Origin of the sequence: Aphanizomenon flos-aquae FACHB-1287 (assembly GCF_014698755.1) — a bacterium.
Lineage (GTDB): Bacteria > Cyanobacteriota > Cyanobacteriia > Cyanobacteriales > Nostocaceae > Dolichospermum > Dolichospermum flosaquae.
In genome coordinates this window covers 1-20,031 of record NZ_JACJTO010000055.1, presented here as the reverse complement: position 1 = coordinate 20,031, position 20,031 = coordinate 1, and the positions used below count along the sequence as shown (strand labels likewise).

Below are 20,031 nucleotides of genomic sequence, written 5' to 3'. Positions count from 1 at the left end.
AGGTTTAGATTTAATCGCAAATTCTGGAACAGGAAATTTAACCTTTACCAATGATATAAATTTAGGAAATATTACCGCAAATAGCACAGGTACAACCACATTTAATAATGTTATTGCTACCAGTTTAACCACAAATTCAGGTGGGACAACACAACTTAATGGTAATGTGAAAACCACCGGAAATCAAACTTATAATGATACTGTAACTATTGCTAATAATCCCATATTAACTGGTAATGGAATTACTTTTAATAATACAGTTAATGGTAATAGTAATTTAACAGCAAATTCTGGAACAGGAAAACTCACTTTTGAAAAGACAGTAGGAACTTCCAACCTCACAGCAAGTGGTAACATAATAGATATTAAAGACGATATTACCACTAACGATTTACAAACTTATACTGGGGCTGTAAATCTGTTTAAAAATACTACATTAACAGGAAATGGAATTATATTTAATAATACAGTTAATGGTAATAGTGATTTAACTCTAAATGGTGGTAGTGCTAATATCACTTTAGAAAATACAATTGGAAATACAACAAGTTTAAAAAAATTAACTACTAATGGTACAGGAACGACGGAAATTAAAGCTAATATTATTACTAATGATGATCAAACCTATAATACAAAAGTTTCTTTAAATCAAAATACTACTTTAACCGCAGATAGGGATAGCAACAGTATAGGAACTTTGAGTTTTAATGGAAATACCACAACAAATAATCATAATCTCGCAATTAATGCCGCAGACGTGAAATTAACTGGTACTGTGGATTTGGGTACGGCTAATTTAATTTTACAACCTTCTACTCCTTCTGCTTTTGTATTTATAGGTAATACTGGCTTTACCAATAATTTTAATGTTAACAATAGTGATTTAGCAAATATTAATACTACAGGTGATGTTACTATTGGCAAAGTGGAGGATTTTATTCATATAGCAGCTAGTAATAATACGATAAATCTAAGCAATAAAGATTATAGCTTGAATTTTTTAGGTGATATTAGTATATATAACGATATCACTACTAAAAATAATCAAACTTATACTGGTAATATTTTATTATTAAACGATATGACTTTAAGTGGTAAGAATATTACTTTAAATGGAAATATTAATGGTGACAAAATTGGAGGACAATCTTTAACTATTAATAGTAGTGAAAAAACTACATTAGGTAAAAATGAAACTCAAAAAATAGGGGTAAATACTTCCTTAAATTCTGTTAATTTTGGTGGTATGGGGATAACAATAATTAACAGTAGTGCATTAAAAACAACAAGTACACAAGTTTATAATAATCCTGTTGAAATTGCTAGCGATACAGTTTTAGAAAGTAGTAATAATGGAGATATTAGTTTTAATAAAACAGTTGATAGCAATATTAATACTGAACCTCATACTTTAACAGTGAATACGGGAGGAACTACGAGATTTCATGATTTAGTAGGTTCTGTTAGTCCTCTTTCTGCTTTAATTACTGATGCTAATGGTAGTACAGTGATTACAACTACTGAAATTACAACAACAGGAGGTCAAACTTATGGAGATAATCTACTGTTAGGAAATAGTATTCTTTTAGAAAGTACAAATAGTGGTAATTTAACTTTTAATAATCCTATTGATTCTCAAGGTATTGCCAGAAAATTAATCTTAAATACTACAGGAATTACTTACTTAAAGAATGCAGTAGGTGGTAATAATCCTTTAGATTCTATAACTACAAATATGGGAGGAAGTACAGAAATTAATAATGATGTAACTACTGTCGGTGCAAATGGACAAACTTATAATGATATAGTGAAATTTACTGGTAATTCCACACTAAATACTAATACTTTAAACTTTGATAATAATGTTATTGGTACAGGAGTAAGTCTAAATATTTTCCCTTTAAAAACAACTCAAAATATTATTTTAGGAGGAACAGGTAATGATAGTCTAGGAAATTTAGTCTTGAACACGACAGAAATGAACTTTATCCAAGATGGATTTACTTCTATTACCTTTGCTAAAGTTGATAATAGTGCATTAATTACATTAGCAGGTGATTTTAATTTAAAAAATCCATTAATATTACAATCGCCTATCAGCATGGGAACAATCACTGGAAATGGTAATATTAATGGTACAAATAATGCCAGTGTCACTCTCAACGCTAACCAGAATATTACTACAGGTGATATTCTTACTCAAGGACAACCAGTAAAAATTACCACCTCTAATGGACAAATTCAAACTGGCAATATTAATACTAGTTCTACTACGGGAAATGGTGGCAATATAACCCTAGATGCCTACAATAATATTAATACTAAAGATATTAATAGTAGTGCAATAAATGGTATAGGTGGAGAAGTTATTATCAAAGTTACACCTAGAAATATTCCAGTAGAACAATTAACCGCAGAAATATTAGCTAATGGGTTAGTGACCACAGGTAATATTAATAGTTCAGGTATTAATGGTGGAGATATTACAGTTGAACCATTTTCTAGTTTAAGAACTGGTAAAATTAATTCCAGTGCTACTTTTGGACAAGCTGGGAATATTAGTCTAGGACTGAGTAATCAAAATATTCAAGTTGGCTCAATTAATGCAGAAAGCAACAGAGGTCAAGGTGGCAATATCACCATTGAATCATTAGTTTATTTTATCGCTAACAGTACTTTTCCCTCCTTTAGCGGCATAAATACCAGTTTATCTACACTAGGATTAACTAAAAGTGGTACATTTGAACTTACTCATGGTGCATCTATATTGAAAGTAGGTCAAGTTCCACTTCCTCTAGATCTTCAAGGAAATCCTGCTGGTAGTGGCACAGTGGATACAATTATAGTTCAAGGAAATCAATTAAGTAATATTAACATTCCTGGTAACTATAAAAATGCGGGTATTGATATTATTAGCAAAGAGCCGCCACCCAATGTTCCTAAAAATAATTTTGTCACAATTAACCCTATATTATCAGTAGATACATCGGAAAAAAGCTTAGGAGCAGAAGCAAAAATTGACAGTGAAATTGCGAAAATATTGGGTGAGAAAGAAAGACTTCTGCCCGAGAAGATTCTTAAGGAGAGATTACAACTAATTACCGATAGGAGGGGTTTACGCCCAGCGATTATTTATGCCGTTTTTAAGGCAAATAATCAAGAGTGGTCTTATCCCCAAAATAAATCAAATGATCAACCTACGGACGAATTATATCTAGAAGTGATCACAGCCAATGGAGAAAAAATTAGTCGACCTGTAAGAAATCCTCACCAAAAGCAAAATCCTCAAATCATCACTAGACAAGATATTCAAAAGATTCGGAATGAATACATGAGCATTATTAGAGACCCTGATCTAGCAACAAGTAATATATATGAGGAAATTAGCCAAAAGTTGTATAATATCCTAATTGAACCAATTGCTAAAGATTTAGAAACAATGAATATTGATACTCTAGCTTTCGTAATGGATACAGATTTGCGAGGTTTACCACTTGCTTCACTTCGTGACAGCGAGAATAATTTTGTGATCAAAAAATATAAAATTAGTGTTATACCTAGTGCCTCATTAACACTAAGTGAAACACCGGAATTTTTTAATCTACAAGATACACAAATTTTAGCAATGGGGGGATCAGTGTTTGAAACATTACCGCAATTGCCAGCCGTACCAGTAGAATTAGAGGCAATTACTCATATCTGGAACAATAAATTATCAGCAGATAAATCTGGAAAAACTAAGCAGTATTATCTTAACCAAGATTTTACAACTAGTAACCTAAAAACAGCCCGATTATCAAATGGATTTCGGATACTTCATTTAGCCACTCATGGTAGATTTGATAAAGTCATCGATAACTCTTATATCCAATTTGGTAATGAACAGGTAAAACTTGGAGAAATTAAAACTAAACTCAGTTTGGATAATCCCATTGTTGATTTAATGGTATTGAGTGCTTGTGAAACAGCTATAGGTAATAACGATAGCGAAGCAGACAAGAAAATCGGAATGGGATTTGCTGGTCTAGCGGTAAAGGCAAAAGTTAAATCAGTTTTAGCTAGTCTTTGGTCTGTAAATGATGCTGGGACTTTGGCCTTAATGGCCAGCTTTTACAAACACTTACAATCACAATCTCATCCAGTTAAGGCAGAAGCCCTGCGTCTAGCTCAAATTGATATGATTGAGAAAAAAGTTAAGTTCCAAGATGGTTATTTAGTGATTAATGATGAGCGTATTCAAAAACTACCTGAAGGACTAGAAGGTTTAGGAAATACGGATTTCTCTCATCCTTATTACTGGAGCGCATTTACTCTAATTGGTAATTTTTGGTGATTAATTATGAATTTAACTTCTCGATTAAAATCAAGGATTAATGCTTTCTTATCTAATCCACAACTTTCTCAGGGAATGTCTAAATGGAGCAGTAAAGTATTAATTGTCAGTGTAGGCTTAACAATCACAATATCAGGAGTCAGACAAATTGGACTATTACAGTCTTGGGAACTTCATGCTTTTGATTGGTTAGTTAGTCTTCGATTACCTGAAAAACAGGATCATCGGTTATTGGTGGTTGGCTTTACTGATGATGATATTAATAATAAGATTCCTTATCCTCTATCAGATGAAAAGTTAGCTGAGGTTATCACAATTCTTCAAGATAATAATGCAAGAGTAATTGGTTTAGATATATTTCGGGATATTAAAATTGGTAAAGGTCGTCCTGAATTAAATAAAGCTTTTGAAAATGGTAACGTCATTGTAGCTTGTGGAATGAGTGATGCCAAAAAAGATCAGGGCATAGCACCACCATCTAGTATTGATCCTGCACAAGTAGGTTTTCTTAATGTCCGTCCCGATCATGATGACATTATTCGTCGGGCTTTATTAATCTCTTCACCTCCGATTTCTTATCCACAAAAACATCTTTGTAATGATCCTCAGCAAAAGCTCCAATCTGTACCCTTTTTAGTTGCACAATACTACTTACCTGAAAATATCAATATCACAGTCCCTACTAATAACACACCTCTGAAAATTGGTAAAGCTGAGTTCAAACGCCTCAAAAGTAATGCTGGAGGTTATCGAAATTTGGATACTAATGACTATCAGATTTTGATTAACTACCGTTCAAATCCTGAACCTATTGAAATAGTAAGTTTTTCTCAACTGCTGAATCATCAAGTAGATGCGAAAATTAAAGATCGGGCAGTTTTCATTGGCTATACAGGTACAAGTTTTAAAGATACTTTCCCTACTCCCTATACTAAAAATGCTATTACCCCAGGAGTATTAATCCATGCTCAAGTTGCTAGTCAAATTATTAGTGCGGTTGAAAATGGCCGTTCTTCACAAATTTTGTATTGGGATGAATGGCAAGACTGTCTGTGGATTTTGGGGTGGGCACTAGTAGGAGGATTACTAACTTGGCGAAGATCCCCAACATGGTTAGTTATTACATCTGTAGTCATCACTATGGGCGGATTATTTGCGGTTTGTTGGGTAGGTTTAAACTCTTTTGCATATTGGTTACCGATGCTGCCCTCATTTTTTGTCCTTGGGGGAACTTCGGTGATTGTATTGTGGAGCGAACGAATTCGTATAGCTCCCGAAATTGATTGGGATAGTGTCCGCGAGGAGGAAAGTAAAAAGAAAGAACAATCTGAAAGAATAGCCCGTAGTGAGTTTTTTCAACAATTACAGGAAAAAGCTAATCAATTGCAACAACAACTAATTTATGAAAAACATGATTTAACTCAAGATTCATATTATCATAAAAATTATGAACTATCTAATGAACTATCTACTTTTGACAATTGGTTAGAGGAATTAGCACCAAAAGCAAAGCAAATACGTCAGGATTGGGAAAATATGCTTACTCAATCCTTAGCTCAGAAAAAAGAATCTATTCGAGCATTGGCCAAGAGATCCCAATATCTATTAAACCGTTATGAAGACCCTAATAAATAGTCCGACCAAATTAAATTCATTTGTTGCAGGGAACGGGAAAACAGTTATGCAATTAATTCTGTTCCATTACTTACTTAATAAAATCTAGAGGATTAACTAAACTTATGACTAAGATTATATCTCTTTACTCATTTCGAGATGGTAGCGGTAAATCTACAATTGCTGCTAATCTAGCTGCGGTAATTGCTAAGAAAAAAGGTAATGTTGGTATTATAGATACTAATCTTTATGCTCCCGGATTACATCATTTTTTTGCAATCCAAAACATGAATTATTATCTGAATGATTATCTGATGAACCCTGCTATTAGTATTAATCAAGCTGTACATACATTTAATTTTAAAATTGATCAGAAAGATTTTAAAATAGATATTGTTCCCTCAAGTCGAAAAATAGGAGATATCGCCAATATTTTCAGGACGGAATTAAATTATAATAGGCTTTGTACTGGATTTAAGGATTTAATTGATCAGAAAAAAATTGACTATCTAATTATTGATTGTCCTGCTGGGATTAGGGAGACAACTTTACTAAGTATGAGTATATCTGATGCAATTATCATAGTTTTACGTCTAGATAAACAGGATATCCAAGAAACCACTATGGCATTAGAAATTGCTCAAAAATTAGAGATACCTAAGAAAATGTTAATTATGAATAAAGTCATCAATAATAATATTGATCAAGATGATTTAACGGCAAAAGTACAAAACTTTTTCCAAAAACAAGCTACTGTAATTGGTCTATTACCTCAATCAGAAAGAATCATGGAGTTTTCTATACCCAAAAAATTCCAAGGTGTATCTTCATTACCACCAAGTGATGAATCTGATATATCTGGATTATTCTATGCAAATTATCCTGAAGATCCTTGGAGTAAAGAAATCGAAAAAATAGCTAATAAAGTTATTTCTCGTATCTATTAAAATTAATGCAAATATCTAAAAACCATATTACATACATGAATCAACACAATTTAACTATCCAAAAACCTCTAACTTTGATCACAAATCCTGCGGGCGTAATTACTGCTCAAGCTGGAAAAAATTTAAAGCTCAAAGTAACAGTATTTAATGAAGGATATAAAAATGTTCTAGTTAATGTTTATATAGAGAATATTAAATATAAAGATAGTACATCTGGAATTAATTTAGGTCGTTTACCTTCACCTCAAAGATTAGGTTTAAATCCGGGACAAAGTGGAGAAGTTGAAATTGAAATTGATATTCCAAGAGAGCTACAATTGGGTTTATATGAATATCTTTTAATAGTAGATGCTCCAGCACCAGAACACTATCCAGAAAATCGTGTTGAGCATACTGGTACACTTCTAGTTAAGTCTTTTATTCAATCATCAAATATAACAAGTGACCCCACTTTCTCTCTTGAGCCATATAGTAGCTCATCTAAAGCTATTCCAATCAACGTGGGAGAAAAACTAGAGATAAAAGTTAAAGTTGATAACCGTTCACAACGAGTAGATAGATTTTCTCTAAGTTGTCCAGATTTAAACCTGATTTGGGCAGATTTTCCCCAGGATAACTGTCAGATTAAATATCTGAAAAATTCAAGCGGATCAAAATTATTATCTATAGCCAACTCACTAGAGTTAAACCCTGGAGAAGAAGGGGAAATTGTTCTGGAGTTAACTGTTCCTAAAACTAGTATGGCTGGAATTCACTCCCCCACAATTCGTCTGTATTCAAATAATCAACCTCATTTAGTTTTACTAGATATATTCCATATTAAAGTTAGTGATGTTTATCTATTAGATATAGCAATGTTAACAAAGGTAGGTAAGGTAAAAAATCTACCAGGACTATTTCAATTACAATTTTATAATCAAGGCAATACCTTGAGAAAATTAAAACTTAATGTTGACAGCACAGATCAGGAAAAATTATGCACTTATATTTTAGATTCAGAAACAATATCTTTATTACCTGGAGGATCAAAAAATGTTAATTTAAAAGTACAGCTTCCCCAATCATGGTGGCGCAGACCTTTTTATGGCAAGTTGTTCAACTTTATTGTTGAAATTGAAGATAGTTATGATGTTCCGTTAATTAATAATCGCTTTCCAGGAGCATTGATTTGGGAATCTCGTCCTTGGTGGCATTTTCTATTGTTGGCTTTATTGATTTTAGGAGTGATTGTCACTGGTGCTGTTTTGGTGTGGTGGCTTTTATTAAAGCCTAAACCAATACCAGCGATTGTCCAATTTTATCCAGAGAGTATTTTTTATAAAGAAATTAACAATGATGCCGTACAATTAAATTGGCAAATTACTGAACTAAATAAACTGAAAAATATTAAAATAACTGGTTTTTCTCCTGATGGTACGATTACTAGCGCACCTGTAGTGTATGATTTTCAAGGGGGCATTCCTAAACAACTGCAACAGCTTTGTACTAATGAACAGCAGATTTTAAATTGTCAAAATGTGATAACTGATGCCCGTAAATCAGGGAGTTATAACTTTGAACTCACGATTTTTTATCAGCAAGGAAAGGAAATTCTTTCAAAATCTCTGAAGACCAATAAAATAATTGTTGAACCAATTCCTCAACCTCAAATAACTTTACTAACATCCACAAAACCAGTATATGAAGAAAATTCAGTAGATAATAAAATTCTACTTAATTGGGAAATTAATCATCCAGAACAAATCCAAAATTTAACATTAATTGGCAAATCTTCAGAAGGGGGAATTCCTAGTCTACTTCAGAGATATGATATCAATACTAGTTCTCAGTTAATACAGCAGTATTGTCAAATTACTTCAGAAAAATTGATTTGTAAAAATATCCCTACTGCGACTAAACCCGGAAATTATATTTTTGAATTGGCGGTTATACCTAAATACGGAAAACCAGAAAAAATAGAATCGAAAAAAACAGACTTGATAAAAATTAAGTCCCCAGCACCGATAATTTCTGAATTTAAAATTGCAGGAGAAGACGCTAAACCAACTTATGTATTTCCCTTAGTCCCTGGTCAAGAAAAGAGTTTGGCTATATCCTGGAAAGTGATAGGTAATAAAAATACTAAAATAGAACTTCTTCCTGCACCTGGTACTGTTCCTCAGCAGGGAAATATAGATTATAGTCTCAGTTCCAGTTCCACCAAGTCTACAATTACTTTGCAAGCTATCAGTGAATCTGGGGAAAAAGTAAGTCGTTCCACAATTATTGAAACTGTTCTGTCTCCTATACTTCCTCTAGGTAATTCTAAATCTGGAGGTTTACCCGTAAGTCCTTCTTTGTCTCCTAAACTATCTGATGGTAATCAGTCGAAAAAAAATCCCAATTTACCCAGTGTTAAACCTAGTGTAATACCCCCTCTCATCAACCCAGTCGTAAATGATCCTGAAAGTAATTCTTTACCACCTGCGGAATTACCTCCCCAAGCTCAATGATACAATCAATTATTATGGAATCTTAGCTATGCGTTATTACTGGATAATACTTGTATTCTTAGCTGCTTTTTTTAGCTTAGATGTGCCGGGAAAAGCTGCAAATAAAGAAGATGTTGAAAAACTATTAACAACTGGAGAATGTAAAAAGTGTGATTTACGCAATGCCAACCTCAGAGGGCTAAAGTTTGATAGCGCAAATTTAGAAAGTGCTGATCTCAGAGGAGCTAAACTTACAGATATTAAGGCTAAAAGAGCCAATTTAGAAAATGCCAATTTAGAAAAAGTTGATTTACAAAATGCTGATGTTACTAATGCAAATTTTAAATCATCAAATTTAAAAAATGCCAACTTAATGATGACTGATATTTCAGGATCTGATCTATCAGGAGCTAATTTATTAATGGCTAATTTGAAAAATACAAAGTTAGGGAATACTTTACTGAATCAAGCTAACTTGAAAGGTGTTAATCTCGAAGGTGCTGATCTTAATGGAGCTAATTTAACAGGGACTAATCTCGAAGGCGCGAATTTATTTCATGTTGATTTAAGAGGAGCTAAAATTAGTGACACCACAGTTATAGATCGCAAATGGTTGTTTGTCTGGAAACTTGTTAATCAAGCTACTAGTAAGGAATTACCAGGAGCAGATTTAGCTGGATCACTTTTACAAGGAATTAATCTTGATTATGCTAATTTAGAGGAGGCTAATTTAGAGAAAGCTGATTTATTTATTGTAAGTTTACGAGGAGCAAATTTAACTCAGGTTAATCTGAGTAATGCTAAACTAGCTTATACTGATTTAAGTAGAGCTAATCTCAGAGGTGCAAAACTCCTGGAAACTGATTTGCGTTATGCTAATTTATCTGATACCGATCTGCGCCAAGTAAACTTAAAAAGCACAAAAATTAATGAGGGAACTATTATTGCTCCCAAATGGCGTTTGGTTTGGGAAATTGCAAATCAGGGTGGGGAAAATCAGAATCTTTCTGGAGTAGATCTAGAAGAAGCGGATTTAAGTGGTATTAATTTATTTCGAGTTAAATTGAGTAATGCTAAACTGCGTGGTGCAAATCTAAGTAATACTAATTTTCAAGAGGCTAATTTATATAATAGCGATTTCAGAAGCACTAACTTACAGGGAGCTAACTTGACAGGAGCTAATTTAGCAGGAGCTAATTTAGCAGGGGCTAATCTCAAATCTGCTCGCTTAGAGAGAACTAACTTAAAGGAAGCCTACTTATGTAAAGCAATTATGCCTAACGGGAGCGAATACGGTTGTCCGTAAGTTAAATTTAAAGGAATTAAGTTGAGGGGCGACAAGCTTCTTTGTACCCCTCTCAATTACTGATACTGAAAAAGCTTTTTACTACTTTTGCGCCTTTTCAAACATCCTCTAAAGCAAATCAACTTTGTGTTCAAAATCCGCTAGATTCTGATCAGACCAAGAACAAATTAATTCTAATGGACTTAGCTTAATTTCTGTGCGTGGTTCTGGATTGCGTTCCCACATTTCTGATACTTGATTTTGGCGGATTTCATATAACCTAATTACACCTATACTACGTACACCAGAAATAGGTTGAAATAACCTCACAATATCAGAACTATAAACAGGTCGCTGAAAAGGCCAACCCTGATTATCAAAACCACCTGTGATCGGATTAAGAAAGCGATACAAAGCAATTAACAACTTTTTCTTAATTTCCTCTCTAGCTGATGAATTATCATATTCCGGCTCTAAAGCAACTTGAATTTGCACAGATACCCCTAGATATTCTGGCTGTTTATAGATTATTTCTATCCCTAATAATCGCCGTTCATCTAAATAGTTATTGACTTGTTTTTTAAGTTCTGGAGTCAGATTAAACTCACTGGGGTGAAATCCAAGACATTTTTCAATAGCATCATCATGAGCAGGATGAGGAATCAATAATAACCTTACACGTCCTGGTTTATAATCAGATTCACCAGGTTGAGGGGTTGAACAATGACTGCGAGCTACTGTACCCACAGTCATAGCCAAGGTTTCAAAGTCTTCTTTAGTTACAGCGCGATCGCGTGTCCGCAGAAATTGTGGAACCTTGATTACAGCCGCGTTTAAATTTTCCGCATCCCTACCACCTCGTCCAGGTTGATAATTTTCTACCCTAGCTATATAAGGTACAGCTGACTTTAAAATCCTAATTGTTCCCTTAGGTACATTTCCTGCTTGTCCACCACCCGTACGATATGCTCCCATAGTTATCATTGAACCCCGTGGTGGAACTTTACCATATTGGCGCTGGCGAGATTGTGGCTCAATTTGGTTTATATCAATGATGTTTGTATCTGTTTGTTTTTGGAGACGGTAACGAACCTGAGTCGATTCTTTAATTTGAGCAGGTTCTCGAATCAGTGGACCAAATTGCACCCTACCAGTAATCGCATCAATTGTGTAGTGACGGTCTTCTTCACCAGATTCGCCAAAATGTTCGACTTCACTCCATGTTTCTTCCATAGCTTGTTCGCCAGGAGGGGTAACTAAAATATACTCCAAATGTACATTTCTTGGCAAAATAGGGGTTCTTTGTAATTGAAAAGTCTGACCTGCTTTTCCATTACTTTCTCCCAATATTTCATTTTCAATGCGAAAAGATTGAGTTACTATGGAACTAGCGCCAATAGAGCGCACTGAAATCGAGATAATGCGCGGGGGTCGAGTATACCCATAATCATTGTTGACACTTTGTGATGGGGTGTAGGAACAACGTATCCAGCGTCCCTCATAGGTATCAAAAATAGATGATGGCAAGTTTAATGGTAGATGTAAAGTAATATCTGCTCCTTCTTGATTAGCAATTCCTCCTTCCCGGGCAAATTTTTTAAAACTGAATCCCTCTGTTACGTCATAAGTTTCTTTCACTAAGATTGGTACCCATCCTTTTTTTTCTCCATCTCCACTCCATGCTTCCCATAGACGAGGTGGATTTTCGGGAATGATACCTGTAGTAGTAGCTGCTAATGCTTTAATATTCAGAACAATAACATTACCTGTAATTGGTTCATCGGGGTTAAAGACTATGTAAAAGCAATTTCCCTCTTGGGGTTGTTCAGCAAACAAGTTTGTTTCTCGACCTCTCCATTCCTTCCCATTTTGTTCTGGAATCCAATCTCTATCTCTAAAAGGATTATCCAGTATTTTAGGTGTTAGTTCCTTTTCCGTAGATGTTAAAAGATGTTTAATGATTGGTTGAGAAACTATCACATCTTGATCTGTGGCAAATATAATTGCTTCTTCGCTTTCTGTCCGTTCTGTCGCTACTTCAGTTCCCGCTAAAATAGTTTTTGCTTCTGGAAAAGATGTTGTTAAGTAGAATGTAACATGACATTTAGCTGGTGTGGGTGGTTGTAAACGGATTCCCAACAATTCCAGAAAAGTAATATAGTTGAGACGAGGAATTTCATTAAACCGCAGCAGCATTTGGTCAGTTAGCCAAGCAAACAGTTCAATTAGTGTGACTCCTGGATCACTGGGATTATAGTTAGTCCATTCTGGACAGTAGCGAGGAATTCGTAATAAACACTCATTTACTAAATCAGCAAATTCGCGGTCGTCTAATTTTGATTTAGGTAATTCTGGTAAAAAATTAAATTCTCTAGTCATGATAATTAATTTTTGATATTTGACATACTTTATACTTTTTCTTCCTTTTACAGCACTTCCCGGTGTTATGAGTTACATATCTAGCGGGTAAGATGCCACAAGAGTTTGCGGAAACTGCTGTATAAGAAAGGATTCCTTAATGCTTCATTGGGCTGTGGTAAGTAGGTAGGTGGAGGAAAGTCAAAATATATTTTGTTTTATAATAATACATGGATTTGAATTTACATATCATTACACATTTTGATTATTTCCCGTCCATCTACTGATGAAAATAGTCTTACCATCCCTCGAAGTCCGTTTAAAGTCTCCTAATATCATAAAGCGACTACACAAAATTCTACCACAATACTCGTCCTAGACTGATGAGGCTTTTGTCCCGTGTTTTTGGTCATCTTAGGTTCAAAGCAACTGGGACAAGCGATTTCTAGGTCGGGCTTATCGCCCATTAATAGTATATATCCCTCGTCTGTCACCTTCTGGATATAATGAATCAAAGAATCAGAAAATAAAATTCTATAAAGTAGGTGGAGGAATGGATGTAGAATTAAAAATAAGGTTGAACATTTATATTAAAGTATAAACCATCATCTTGAATATTATTACCTTTATCTTGCAAATTAATAAAAGGAAAAGCGTAGTCAAGACGTAGTTGAATAAATTTAAATGGCTTCCAAATAATTCCTAAACCTGAACTAATCAAAAATGGTTGTGATGATAACTGATTCGGATTATTAGCAACATTCCAAACTGTTCCTAAATCTAGAAATGGTGCAATTTGAAAGTTAGAATTTAAACTGATTCTATCTTCAATGGAAAGAGAAAGTCCATTATCACCAGAGCGAGCATTTTGTCGGTAGCCACGGACTGACTGTCCACCTCCAATAATAAATTGTTGAGAAGGTAATAAGCTATCAGGTGTGATTTGTGCATTAGCTCTGATTAGTAATGAATTAGAGTCGCTCAGGCGTTGTTCTCGTTGTAATGAACCACTCCAATTTAAAAAATAGCCATCAGGAACTGGACTATCATTAGTAGTGGGATTAAATAATCCAGTTCCAATCTTAAATTCTGATCCTAAAAACCAATTTCCTGATATATCTGACTTACGATAATCTTGACGAAATGCAACTACACTAGTGCGGCTGACACCATCTTTATCAGGTCCAAAACCAAAACCAGTTGGTTTATCAAAAATAAAAGTCTGACCATTATCAATACTCAAACCTAAAGATAATGCTAATTCTTCTGTAGAACTACGTATTAAAGGCTGACGATAAAATATTTCATAAATTTGTTTTTCCCCTTGAATATTTAGAACATCAAATGGTGGTTGGGTAACTTTAGTTGAATTGAATGTTGCACTTAATTGTAAACTACCATTCATTGCATTTAAAGGAACTTGATAACCAATAGCAAATAACTTATTTCCACCAGTATTAGAAATAGTGGAATTAGCTGAAAATTCATCTCCAAGTCCGGTTAAGTTACGATAGTTTAGACCTACATTTACTCCTTCAGAACCAACAGTAGCAGGAGAAAAGTTGTTAACACTGACGTTCGCAGCTACCGTTGGCGCTTCTTTAACAGTAACGACTAATTCTTTCTCGTGATTATTAAGTGGTTTGATTGTGGCTATCACATCAGTAAATAGTGAATCTTGTTTCAAAAGCCTGAGTTTATCTTCAATTTTGGCAGTATTTATAATTTCTGTCTTAGATAATTGTAGACGATTAAGGACATAGGATTTTAATCGCTGAGTACCTTCAACTCTAATATTTTTGAGATAACTTTCTGTTATATTAATTTGAATTATCCCACGATTTGGATCATTTTCAGATGGTTTAGCAGCAGCGATATAGCCATCCTTTTGATATAAAGCATTAATTTTATCAGTAATGTTTTGGATTGTTTGAATATACTCTTGTTGAGTAAAATCTTTACCTTCAACTTCTTGAACAATAGAATTAAATTTATCTTCAGAAAAAACGGTATTACCTTTAATTTGAATGCTACGAATAGGAAGCAGAGCTATTTTAGGTTTGCTTGTAATTTCAGTTATAGCAGGTGGTTTTACTTTTACAGTTGGTTTGATTTTTATAGATGGTTTCGTAAATTCTACAGCAGAAGTACGAGTATTATCTGAATTGGGTTTTATTGGTAAATTTGGCTTCGATAAATTAGATGTTTCGCTGCTATTCTTAACACTTAAATTATCGTTATTACTTAATTTATTAATTGGTACTGATTTAGCCATAGAATTAGCCATTGCAAGAATATTTTCGGGATTTTTATCCCTAAATCTAATTCGATAAATTAAGCTATCTTGCTTCCACATAATTGAAGAAAATTGAGCAGGAGGATTTTGTTTGAGACCATTAATTAAATAGCCACGAATTTGATTATTGAGATTAATTCCTGACCCTATATTTTGATGCTGATTGAATTCTTCTTTACTTCCCGAAGCAGTTGGAGAACTAACTGAGAAGTTACCAATTAAACAAGCCTGGGATTCAAGTTTACAATCAAAAATACTCACAGTTATGCCAGAATTAACAAGAGAAGGTGAGACTTTAACCGAATAATCACTTTTTTGACTTGCTAAAGAATCAAGAGATGGTATTTCCGATGGTAATCGGAACAATAAACCTGGTACTAAATTAGTTTTTATTTGATCAATATAGGGTAAAAAAACATTATTAGAATTAGAAATAGCCTGAGCAGGAGGGAGATTACCTAAGACAACTAGTAATCCTGGAACCATGAGTAAATATTGTCCTAAATACCAATTCATCACAAAAACTCCCTATCTCAAATGAAACAATTTTTCAAAAAATTTAGATATTATATTCGGGGAATTTGTAACAAATCTCCCTCTAACTCCTCAATTTTAACCAATTAAAACAGTTGAACAACCACTAACAATTTTATTGGGTGGACCAACAGCCTCTAGAATTGTACAACCCATAGAACAGGCTGGTAACCCATTAATGAAAACTGTACTACTACCATCAATTACCACTCCAGGTCCATGAGGAGGTATTGGTAAAGGTGTAGAACAGATATGGATATCTGCACCTCCAGCGCTACTGGTAATCATGCTACCCATATTAGCCGCAGCGATGGATTTTGTTGTTTCTTCAGCGGCTTTAGCGGCTGGGTATGCTGGTGTTCCAGTAGTAGACATAGTAGCGGATTCTGCTACTTGAATTGTCGTATCAGATGCCTGTTTAGCTGCTTTTAAAGCTGCAACTGATACTTGTCGTATACCTCTCCACGCAGGTAATCCACCAATTAAGACATTGGGGCTACCTGGACCAGGTGTTAACACTGGGGGTAAAGGATGGGCGACGTTATCAGTTATTCTAGCTGCGGGCTTACCCATAGGAATTTTTTGCGATTCAATGTGAATAAATGACTTTAATTAAGTTGAATTACAGCACCTTTCAGGGAAATATTAGCACCGGCTTTAATATTAATAGAGCCACTAGCATCAATTTGAATATTACCTGATGATTTAATACTAATAGTAGCAGAACTATCATTAAGTTCATAACTATGACCACCACTGGTTTTAATTTCGATCTTGCGGTTTTGATCATCTAAGACAATTTTATGATTACCCTTAGTCTTAATTGTTACAGATTGTTCACTATCATTGATGTGAATATGATGACCTTTAACTGTTTTCAGTTCAAATCCCGCTTTTACACCACCTTTGTCAGATTCTACAAATTGCATTTTATGACCACTAGTAGTAGTGAATGTTCGTAATCTAACTTTACCACCATCAACTGTATTATTCACGTTTTCTGGGGGCTTGTCTTTACCATTCCAGACTCCTCCTAGTACATAAGGACGATGGATATCTCCATGTTCAAAGCCGACTAATACCTCATCATTTATTTCTGGTAAACAATCATTACCGCGATTTGCTCCAATTCCATGTCCAACAATTCGTGCCCAATGACTTTCATGCTCTTCTGTTAATGTGGGTAATTTAACTTTAACTCTACCCCAACCTTCTGGGTCTTTATTATTAGTAACTATCCCCACTAAAAGAGTTTGTCCAGGTTGTAACTGGGTGGGAGGAGATATAATTGAGAGCATATCGCCTTGTTTTAAGCCTCTAACACTAAACTCTGTCGTGTATAGTCTTTCACTGTAAAGATGGCGAGTTTCGGTAACATAATACTTACCACTATATTTTCCCATTCCTTCTAGTTTAACTTGTTGTCCCGGTCTAATTTTGGGGTTTCCTTCGGCTCTAGCATCAGCATGGACAAATTCACCTCCTAATTCATCACATAAAGCTTGAGCAATTTTCTTAGCTTCTTTGCGATCAAATACAGGTTGGTCTACGACAATCATTTTAGGTTGACTATTAAAAGCGGTGCTTTTTTGACTACCTTTACCATGTTGAGTTTCAGTAAAAACCTGTTCTGAATTGGCCGTTTCTACAATAACTTCTTTTTTAGAGTAGTCCCAACCACGGACTTGTACCTCACTTACTTGTTGGCTACTAGTAACTCTAACTCGAAAACTGTGCAAGTTTTTTAACCATTTTAGTGCTAATTCATTATCCACCTTTGGTTTACGAAAGTTTAATTTTCCATCCTGAACAAAAAATTCAAATCCATTTCGAGTAGCTCGTTCTTTTAAGAATTCCATATTAGTTTGGTTTTCTTGAAAAACATATTCATGAACGTCGCTAGTATCATCAACTTTATTAATTGATATACCTACTTCTCCGGTAATCTTTTTAACGATATCTGCATCCGTTATATTCAAAAATGAGCGATTATATCGTCCCCGATGTAAGCGATGAGAAATATCATAACCACGAATTATAATTGGTGCTTGAGAACCACTGGTAAAGTGTGTCTCCATGGCTGTAATTTCTCCTTCAATAATCGAGCCTTCTTGATTCTCTGGAAATTCTGCTGTTGTACTTGATCTAAATCCTATTTTTACTTTTTTACCAATTTCAAATAACTTTTGATGTTTCCATGCTGGCTCATTAGATTCACGTCCTGATAAGTAAGGATTATTAATTACTAAGGTAAACATTCCTGGTAAATGTAAACTTTCTTCAACAGAAATTTGCAAAATATCGTTCATCAATTCTTCTGGAGCGGATTTTCCATCAATCTCTAGATTTGGTTTAGCTGCATAACTGTTTTGAGGCATAATATCTATTTAGGTATCTAAAATTTTTAGCTGAATTTATTTCTTGATATTATTACGTTTTTCTTTGTTTTGTTCACGTACGTTTTCATTAGGTTTTGGTGTAGGTCCTGGTCCTTTTTTACTTGATAAATCTATTTCTTCAAGGGTTAAATCAACAAATGCTCTAACTGGTAGACCTTTATCGTTAAACATTGTTAATTTATATTTCAATGTTTTAACAAAACATTGTAAATAATTTTGGCCTCCCCATGTGAATAAATAAAGTGGCGGTCTTTTAACACCATCGACTTCCACTCCAAACTCAACAGTCTTTTTGAACGCTTCTATATCATCAATAACATCGCCTCCACTTTCATATTTATCTATAAGAATATTATTAATAGATAGGGTATAAGGATTAGGATGTTTGAAACTAGCTTTGTTCATTCCTTTCTCAGTGCGTGCGCCAGCAGATTGTTCTAAACTTATACTACGACTAAAATCTAGCTGCGTTGGATTGAACTTGAATTCAACATGATAAGAGCTATCAATAGATATGAGTTTGGCTTTTAGAGGTTCTGACATATATAGTAGTTTCCTTTTGATTGAAGTTGATAATTTTAAGAGATTAATAGTAATTTCTACCTCGTTCTCTTTCTATTTCTAAACGCTGTCGGATGAAAGCGTATATTTCTCGTGCTAATATCTCAAAATTTTTCGAGTCTGCGTCTTTTGAATTATCCTCAGAGTCTCCTTTGACTGAAGTATTACTAGATGATTCTGTTTGATTAGTATTTGTTGCTTCTTCAGAAGCTGTACGTGACATTTGTACTAATGATTCTATTCCAGATGAAACATTACTATTAGTATAGTAATTATTATAATATTCTGTATCAATATTTGTTAAATTTTCTCTTTCTTGGGTAGGTAAAGAAGACATTTGGATATTGCTTGTTTCAGTATTAACTTGATTGGAATCATTACCAACTAATTCCTCTAGACTTGACCAGGATTCTGGTATCTTTGTTGTATTGATAGGTTGTTGTAATTGTTCGTTACTTTGCTGATTAATATTTTTTGATTTTTTCTGAATATTAAATGGTGTATTATTATGAATAAATTCTGAATTTATTAGGTTATTTTTTGCATTAATTAGTAGATTATTTTCTGATGAATAACTAGGTTGGATTTCTCTTTTTGTTTGAATATTAGTTCTTATATTTTGAAGCGGTTTATAGCTAAGGTTAGAAGTCAGCAGATTATATTCTGGGATTAAAAGATTTGAAGAACCTAATGGTTTTGTGGAAACTAGATTTTCTATAGTTTTAGGTAATGGAGAAATTGCTTTTTCTTCAACTACTTCTGAATTTATAGAAGTTTGAATAGCAGGAATTTCTTCTTCAACTACTTCTGAATTTATAGAAGTTTGAACAGCAGGAATTTCTCCAACTGCTTCTGAATTTGTAAAAGTTTGAATAGCAGGAATTTCTCCAACTGAATTTATAGAAGTTTGAACAGCAGGAATTTCTTCTTCAACTACTTCTGAAGTTGTAAAAGTTTGAATAGCAGGAATTTCTCCAACTGAATTTATAGAAGTTTGAATAGCAGGAATTTCTCCAACTGAATTTATAGAAGTTTGAATAGCAGGAATTTCTCCAACTGAATTTATAGAAGTTTGAACAGCAGGAATTTCTCCAACTGAATTTATAGAAGTTTGAACAGAAGGAATTTCTTCTTCAACTACTTCTGAATTTCTAAAAGTTTGAATAGCAGGAATTTCTTCAACTGAATTTATAGAAGTTTGAACAGCAGGAATTTCTTCTTCAACTACTTCTG

Annotated in this window: 11 protein-coding genes; 5 read left to right on the top strand and 6 right to left on the bottom strand. The window is 34.0% G+C overall.

Going from position 1 to position 20,031, the window contains the following annotated elements; genetic code table 11:
- The 5 genes from H6G44_RS18445 to H6G44_RS18425 form a co-directional block, all read left to right on the top strand.
- Positions 1 to 4,333 (top strand): CHAT domain-containing protein (locus H6G44_RS18445; protein WP_190595386.1); only part of this gene is annotated, 4,333 nt, incomplete at its 5' end.
- A gap of 6 nt (positions 4,334 to 4,339) precedes the next feature.
- On the top strand, positions 4,340 to 5,968 hold the full coding sequence (locus H6G44_RS18440; RefSeq protein ID WP_190388025.1) for a CHASE2 domain-containing protein: 1,629 nt from the start codon (positions 4,340 to 4,342) through the stop codon (positions 5,966 to 5,968).
- Positions 5,969 to 6,072: 104 nt separating this feature from the next.
- Positions 6,073 to 6,894 carry a MinD/ParA family ATP-binding protein gene (locus H6G44_RS18435; RefSeq protein ID WP_190388024.1) on the top strand — a complete coding sequence of 274 codons (822 nt, stop codon included), beginning with the start codon at positions 6,073 to 6,075 and terminating at the stop codon, positions 6,892 to 6,894.
- A gap of 35 nt (positions 6,895 to 6,929) precedes the next feature.
- The gene (locus tag H6G44_RS18430; protein ID WP_190388023.1) at positions 6,930 to 9,386 is read left to right on the top strand and encodes a transcriptional regulator; all 2,457 of its coding nucleotides are present in this window, start codon (positions 6,930 to 6,932) and stop codon (positions 9,384 to 9,386) included.
- A gap of 28 nt (positions 9,387 to 9,414) precedes the next feature.
- On the top strand, positions 9,415 to 10,671 hold the full coding sequence (locus H6G44_RS18425; protein ID WP_190388022.1) for a pentapeptide repeat-containing protein: 1,257 nt from the start codon (positions 9,415 to 9,417) through the stop codon (positions 10,669 to 10,671).
- Between the two features lie 108 nt (positions 10,672 to 10,779).
- On the opposite strand, the gene H6G44_RS18420 is transcribed toward H6G44_RS18425, so the two are convergent.
- From H6G44_RS18420 to H6G44_RS18395, 6 genes are all read right to left on the bottom strand, one after another.
- Positions 10,780 to 13,029: a putative baseplate assembly protein gene (locus tag H6G44_RS18420; RefSeq protein WP_190388021.1), complete on the bottom strand. Its 2,250-nt coding sequence runs from the start codon at positions 13,027 to 13,029 to the stop codon at positions 10,780 to 10,782.
- 544 nt (positions 13,030 to 13,573) lie between these two features.
- On the bottom strand, positions 13,574 to 15,820 hold the full coding sequence (locus H6G44_RS18415) for a ShlB/FhaC/HecB family hemolysin secretion/activation protein (protein ID WP_190589284.1): 2,247 nt from the start codon (positions 15,818 to 15,820) through the stop codon (positions 13,574 to 13,576).
- Between the two features lie 96 nt (positions 15,821 to 15,916).
- A complete protein-coding gene (locus H6G44_RS18410) occupies positions 15,917 to 16,411 on the bottom strand; it encodes a PAAR domain-containing protein (protein WP_190388019.1) in 495 nt (164 codons plus the stop codon).
- 35 nt (positions 16,412 to 16,446) lie between these two features.
- A complete protein-coding gene (locus H6G44_RS18405; RefSeq protein WP_190388018.1) occupies positions 16,447 to 18,216 on the bottom strand; it encodes a VgrG-related protein in 1,770 nt (589 codons plus the stop codon).
- Positions 18,217 to 18,252: 36 nt separating this feature from the next.
- Positions 18,253 to 18,780 (bottom strand): CIS tube protein, encoded by a 528-nt coding sequence (locus tag H6G44_RS18400; protein WP_190388017.1) that lies wholly within the window; start codon positions 18,778 to 18,780, stop codon positions 18,253 to 18,255.
- 43 nt (positions 18,781 to 18,823) lie between these two features.
- Positions 18,824 to 20,031, bottom strand: a 1,208-nt coding sequence (locus H6G44_RS18395; protein WP_190595385.1) for a hypothetical protein, incomplete at its 5' end; no start/stop codon positions are given.

Coding starts and splice junctions, on each gene's coding strand:
- H6G44_RS18435 (WP_190388024.1), top strand. CDS start 6,073: ATGACTAAGATTATATCTCTTTACTCATTTCGAGATGGTAGCGGTAAA.
- H6G44_RS18420 (WP_190388021.1), bottom strand. CDS start 13,029: ATGACTAGAGAATTTAATTTTTTACCAGAATTACCTAAATCAAAATTA.
- H6G44_RS18440 (WP_190388025.1), top strand. CDS start 4,340: ATGAATTTAACTTCTCGATTAAAATCAAGGATTAATGCTTTCTTATCT.
- H6G44_RS18405 (WP_190388018.1), bottom strand. CDS start 18,216: ATGCCTCAAAACAGTTATGCAGCTAAACCAAATCTAGAGATTGATGGA.
- H6G44_RS18410 (WP_190388019.1), bottom strand. CDS start 16,411: ATGGGTAAGCCCGCAGCTAGAATAACTGATAACGTCGCCCATCCTTTA.
- H6G44_RS18400 (WP_190388017.1), bottom strand. CDS start 18,780: ATGTCAGAACCTCTAAAAGCCAAACTCATATCTATTGATAGCTCTTAT.
- H6G44_RS18430 (WP_190388023.1), top strand. CDS start 6,930: ATGAATCAACACAATTTAACTATCCAAAAACCTCTAACTTTGATCACA.
- H6G44_RS18415 (WP_190589284.1), bottom strand. CDS start 15,820: ATGAATTGGTATTTAGGACAATATTTACTCATGGTTCCAGGATTACTA.
- H6G44_RS18425 (WP_190388022.1), top strand. CDS start 9,415: ATGCGTTATTACTGGATAATACTTGTATTCTTAGCTGCTTTTTTTAGC.